Here is a 4,567-nt window from a genome sequence, read left to right on the forward strand (position 1 = left end):
CCTTCAAGGTCCCGCTCAGTCTACCGCAACCCGCTCAGAGCACGAGGTTTTTCAGACTTTCCTTAAACTATGTTTTTAAGAGAAGCCGCGCCCAGCGTCGTCTGGGGCGCGTTTAAAGGCGGAAAATCCGAATTTTTTCGGAAAATCCAGCTTATTGGCTTGGCGGCAATTCATTCCGTTACTATTCCTATGCGTGTTTAAAGAAACATGATACATGTAAATTTCAATTCAATTATCTTTATTTATTTGAAAAGGTGATTTTTCACTACATCTTTGCGTCGCATTGTTGTAATTTGATCCTGCGATCACGGTCGATTAGGTGGATTAATGTGTAATTTGATCAAGTTGAATCAGTTCGGCGCGTTCGGTGTATTTCTGTCGGATGGCAGCAGCGTACCCCTAGGGGCCAAGCATCAGGCCTTGATGGCCCTTTTGGCGACCTCAGCATCGGGTATCCGAACAAGAGCATTTTTAGAACACACTTTGTGGAGCCTTGCTCAACCTGAACAAGCAAAGGCCAGCCTGAGGACGGCATTATCGACGCTAAAACGCCATCTGGGACCGGAAGCGGCCCAGGCGATTACGGCTAACCGGGAACGCGTTACTCTGGACCTGTCACGGGTGGAGTTCATTGAGCCCGAGGATCAGGCCGAGTTCATGGAGGGTTTCGAACTGCCGCATGAGACCCGGTTCGAAAGCTGGCTGGCCCAGATGCGCGCGGACTTCGAGGCAAAGCAGACAGGGCAGCCCACCGGCGGCGCTGGGCAAATCGGGCAAACCGGTCGGGTGCAGTATAATGATCTTCTGCCTCCGATCGCGGTCTTGCCCTTCGTGCAGCACACCCCGGGCGAGGACACCTCGCCCCTGGGTTCATTGCTGTCCGAAGAACTGTCTCGCTGCCTTGCACGCAGTCAGGCTTTCACCGTGACATCTTATCTGGCCTCGCGGCAATTCGACCCGAACCGGATCCGCCCGATCGAAGTCTCGCAGGTGGCTGGGGTGAACTATTTGGTGTCTGGTGTGGTGCATGTGCGCGGGCAGATGATGAATGCGGATATCGAGTTGCACGATGCGGTACGCGAAAAGGTGATCTGGTCGCGCAGCTTCCAGGGGCCGTTGTCGGACCTGATGGCGGGACAAAGCGCGGCCCTGAGAGATGCCACGCGCCAAATCGGTCAAACGGTGGTGGGCGAATCGATCCGCCTTATCGGCTTCAAGCCGCTGGCAGGGCTGGAGGGGCACACGCTGTTAATGGGCGCGATTTCCCTGATGCAGGACATGAACCCCGCTTCCTTTGAAAAGGCACGTGAAATCCTGAACGTGCTGCTGAGCCGGGCCCCGCAGCATCCGCTTGCTCTGACATGGATGGGGTTCTGGCATGTACTGCGGATCCAGAAGGGTTTTTCCAACGATCGACAGCTTGATATCCATCTTGCGGAACAGCTTGCGACCTCGGCGCTCAGCGCGGATCCGTCTTTCTCGTTGGCGCATACGCTGAAGGGCGTGATTTCCAGCCATCTCCTGTTCCATTTCGATCTGGCGCAGACTTCCTATGATCTGGCTTTGAAGGACAATCCAAACGAAGCCTTGGCCCTGCTGCTCAAAGGTACCACCAGGGCCTATCAGGACCGCCCGGACGAGGCGGTACAACTGACTGATGCTGCGCGGCGGCTGTCCCCACTGGGGCCGCAACGCTATTATTTCGACGCGGAATCCGCAGTCGCGAACCTGACCGCGCGAAATTATGGGCGGGCGATCGAGCTTGCGGACCGGTCGCTTGAGGCAAATGCCTCCTATCCGACCAGTCTGGGGACCAAGGCCATTGCTTTGCAGATGTCGGGGCGCACCTCTGAAGCCCGCGATACGGTTAAGGATCTTCTGAAGGCCGCGCCAATGTTCAATATGAGCCGGTACCACAACTACACGCCGCTTGCGGCAGGACCCGCCGGAGAGGAATGGGGGCATGCGCTGAAAATGGCGGGTGTCCCGGACTGATACCTCTCTGATCCAGAGCACCACGCTGAATCGAGGGGAGGCGCTGGCTGCCTGCCACCCGGCAAATCTGTGGGTCTCGGTTCATCGAGCGGCCCTTTTTTGGGAACCGCCTTGTGTCTGTGGCCGTCTTGAGGCTCCTTGTCTGTCAAAGGTCCGGGCCGACGTCGTTCCGGGCTGACACAGAAAATGGAGCCCCATCATGAAAGCCGTCGTTTACCGCGCCTTCGGACCTGCCCAAGAGGTCCTGTCCCTTGAAACCCTGCCAGCACCCGAACTTGCCTCTGGCGAGGTACGCGTCGCGCTGGCCTATTCCGGCGTCAATCCTTCCGATGTCAAAGCGCGGGCCGGAGCACGGGCGGGTGTCACCGAACTGCCCTTTCCCGCAATCATTCCTCATAGCGATGGCGCGGGCGTCATCACCGAAGTCGGCGAAGGCGTGGATCCGGCGCGGGTCGGGCAGCGGGTCTGGATCTGGAACGGTCAGTGGCAGCGCGCCTATGGCACCGCCGCAAGCGAGATCTGCCTGCCGCAGGAGCAGGCGGTGCCCATGTCTGACACGGTCGATTTTAAAACCGGCGCCGCGCTTGGCATTCCGGGGCTGACCGCCTGTCATACCGTGTTCTCCGGTGGCGAGGTTTCCGGCAAAACCGTTCTGGTGCAGGGCGGGGCAGGGACCGTAGGTCTTCTGGCTGTACAATTGGCCAAATGGGGCGGTGCGCGGGTGATCGCGACCTGTTCCGCAGCTGCGCGAGACCGTGTTCTGGCGGCCGGGGCCGACGCGGTGCTGGATTACAGCGCTACGGACCTCAGCGACCAGATCATCGCCGCAAATCACGGCCAGCTCGTCAATCTGATCGTCGAGGTGGAGTTTGGCGCCAACGCCGAGGTGGACGCGGCAGTGATCGCCCCGAAAGGCCGGATCACGGCCTATGGCTCGGCAAAGGCGATGCAACCCGCCTTGCCCTTCTATCCGCTGATGTTCAAGGCGGTCACGTTGGAGATGGCTCTGGTCTACCTGCTGACGCCGACCCAACGCGAGGCGGCGATCGCCCGTTTGAATCGCGCCCTGGAGGCTCAGGTCCTGTCGGTTCCCGTGGCGAAAATCTTTCCTCTGGCCGAGGCCGCCGCAGCGCATGAAGCCGTTGAGGGTGGTGATCGCAAAGGCGTGATTTTGCTGCAAACTTCTGAAAATCCAATGAAATAAGGGGCGAGAAGGGGGGGCGCCTGTGGTGTTGGAAAAAGGATGTCAGATTTTTTCAAAAACCCTCTTGCACCCCCCCGCAACTAACTTTAGACAGCGCCTCACCGATGGGGTGTAGCCAAGTGGTAAGGCAGCGGTTTTTGGTACCGTGTATCGTAGGTTCGAATCCTACCACCCCAGCCATCGGCCTTCTGAACATCGTAGCAAGAGCGGGAACGCCACAGAGGCAGCAAACTGCCCCTAGGAATGCCCCTGCGTCGCACTGGCCTGCTTCGGCCTTGTAGGGGGCTCTTTGAAGCTACCTGCTCCTTTGCTGAACAACATCACTAGAACAGCCTCTTCGGGGGGAAGGTACCCTATGAGAGGGATATCTCTCTATAATAGGTATAAGTAATGGATAAGGAGAAAGAAGAAGAGGAAGGTGGAGATCCTAGGAGGGATACTTGATATAGATTCCTCCTATAGGATCTAGGTCTATAAGCAGTTGTATCCCTGAGCATAATCGCCTTTGGTTCAAGCAATCACTATCCGAAGAGGCCTTGTCCATGGCAGAGATCAGCAATCCTAGGTATTCTCGCCCCATCGACGTTCACCGTTGGTCTGATCACCCTGAGGTGAAGGCCTTGGTAGAAGAGATATGGCAGGATTACCTTCCTTGGCAGATTACTGGGAAACAGGGGGAGAGGAGGCCGGGGCCGCAGCCGAAGACGTCCTTCAAGAACCAGTTGCGAGTGCTGATCCTAGACCTCTATGTGGCATGGCTGGAGGATCCCGAGTTGAGTATCGGGATGTCTATGTCTCCAAACGAGTGGAACGCAAATTCCCGGTACAATGCCCTCCACCTGTCCAAGAAGCTGATCCCTATCACGGAAGCATTGAGCATTGCTGGGTTGGTTGACTTGGCCAAGGGCAGCTATGCCGGTCCGGGAGCCAAGAGCAACAGAACTACGCGCATCAGGGCGTCTGAGGGGCTTCAAAACATGTTCAGGGACGCCAAGTTCCAACGCGACGATGTGCACCGCTTCGACGGTCAGGAAGTCATAATCCTGCGGGATGAAAAGGTGGCCGGGAAGGTCGGAAAAGAAGTTGAGTATACTGACACCCCAAACACCAATGCCATGCGGAGCGAGTTGAAGTCGTATAACGATCTACTGGCCGCTTCATTCATTGATATTGCGACATTACAAGAACCAATTATTCCTCGAGAGGACGCGGTGGATGGCTCTCTCCCTGTGCGCATCCACCCAGATCACGCCCGATTGCGCCGTGTTTTCAGCCGCAAAGACTGGTCCATGAATGGCCGGGGGGATGTCCCGGTTGATGTTGAAGTTTGCCTGAAGGGTGGCGTTGCTTTCCCTGAGCCGTAGGCTC

The 4,567-nt window shown here is 57.2% G+C and carries 3 protein-coding genes and 1 tRNA gene; all 4 read left to right on the plus strand.

What is annotated here, in order from left to right; all coding sequences use genetic code 11:
- Positions 1 to 327: 327 nt before the first annotated feature.
- The 4 genes from C6W91_RS20690 (at position 328) to C6W91_RS20705 (ending at position 4,563) form a co-directional block, all read left to right on the plus strand.
- Positions 328 to 1,995, plus strand: coding sequence for a transcriptional regulator (locus C6W91_RS20690; protein ID WP_274835094.1), 1,668 nt, complete (start codon positions 328 to 330; stop codon positions 1,993 to 1,995).
- Between the two features lie 199 nt (positions 1,996 to 2,194).
- Positions 2,195 to 3,199, plus strand: coding sequence for an NADPH:quinone reductase (locus C6W91_RS20695; RefSeq protein ID WP_370571550.1), 1,005 nt, complete (start codon positions 2,195 to 2,197; stop codon positions 3,197 to 3,199).
- Between the two features lie 105 nt (positions 3,200 to 3,304).
- Positions 3,305 to 3,379, plus strand: a tRNA-Gln gene (locus C6W91_RS20700).
- 362 nt (positions 3,380 to 3,741) lie between these two features.
- Complete coding sequence (locus tag C6W91_RS20705; RefSeq protein WP_370571551.1) at positions 3,742 to 4,563, plus strand: hypothetical protein; 822 nt, start codon at positions 3,742 to 3,744, stop codon at positions 4,561 to 4,563.
- The last annotated feature ends 4 nt before the right edge of the window (positions 4,564 to 4,567 follow it).

Origin of the sequence: Phaeobacter sp. SYSU ZJ3003 (assembly GCF_041300735.1) — a bacterium.
GTDB lineage: Bacteria > Pseudomonadota > Alphaproteobacteria > Rhodobacterales > Rhodobacteraceae > Phycobacter > Phycobacter gallaeciensis_A.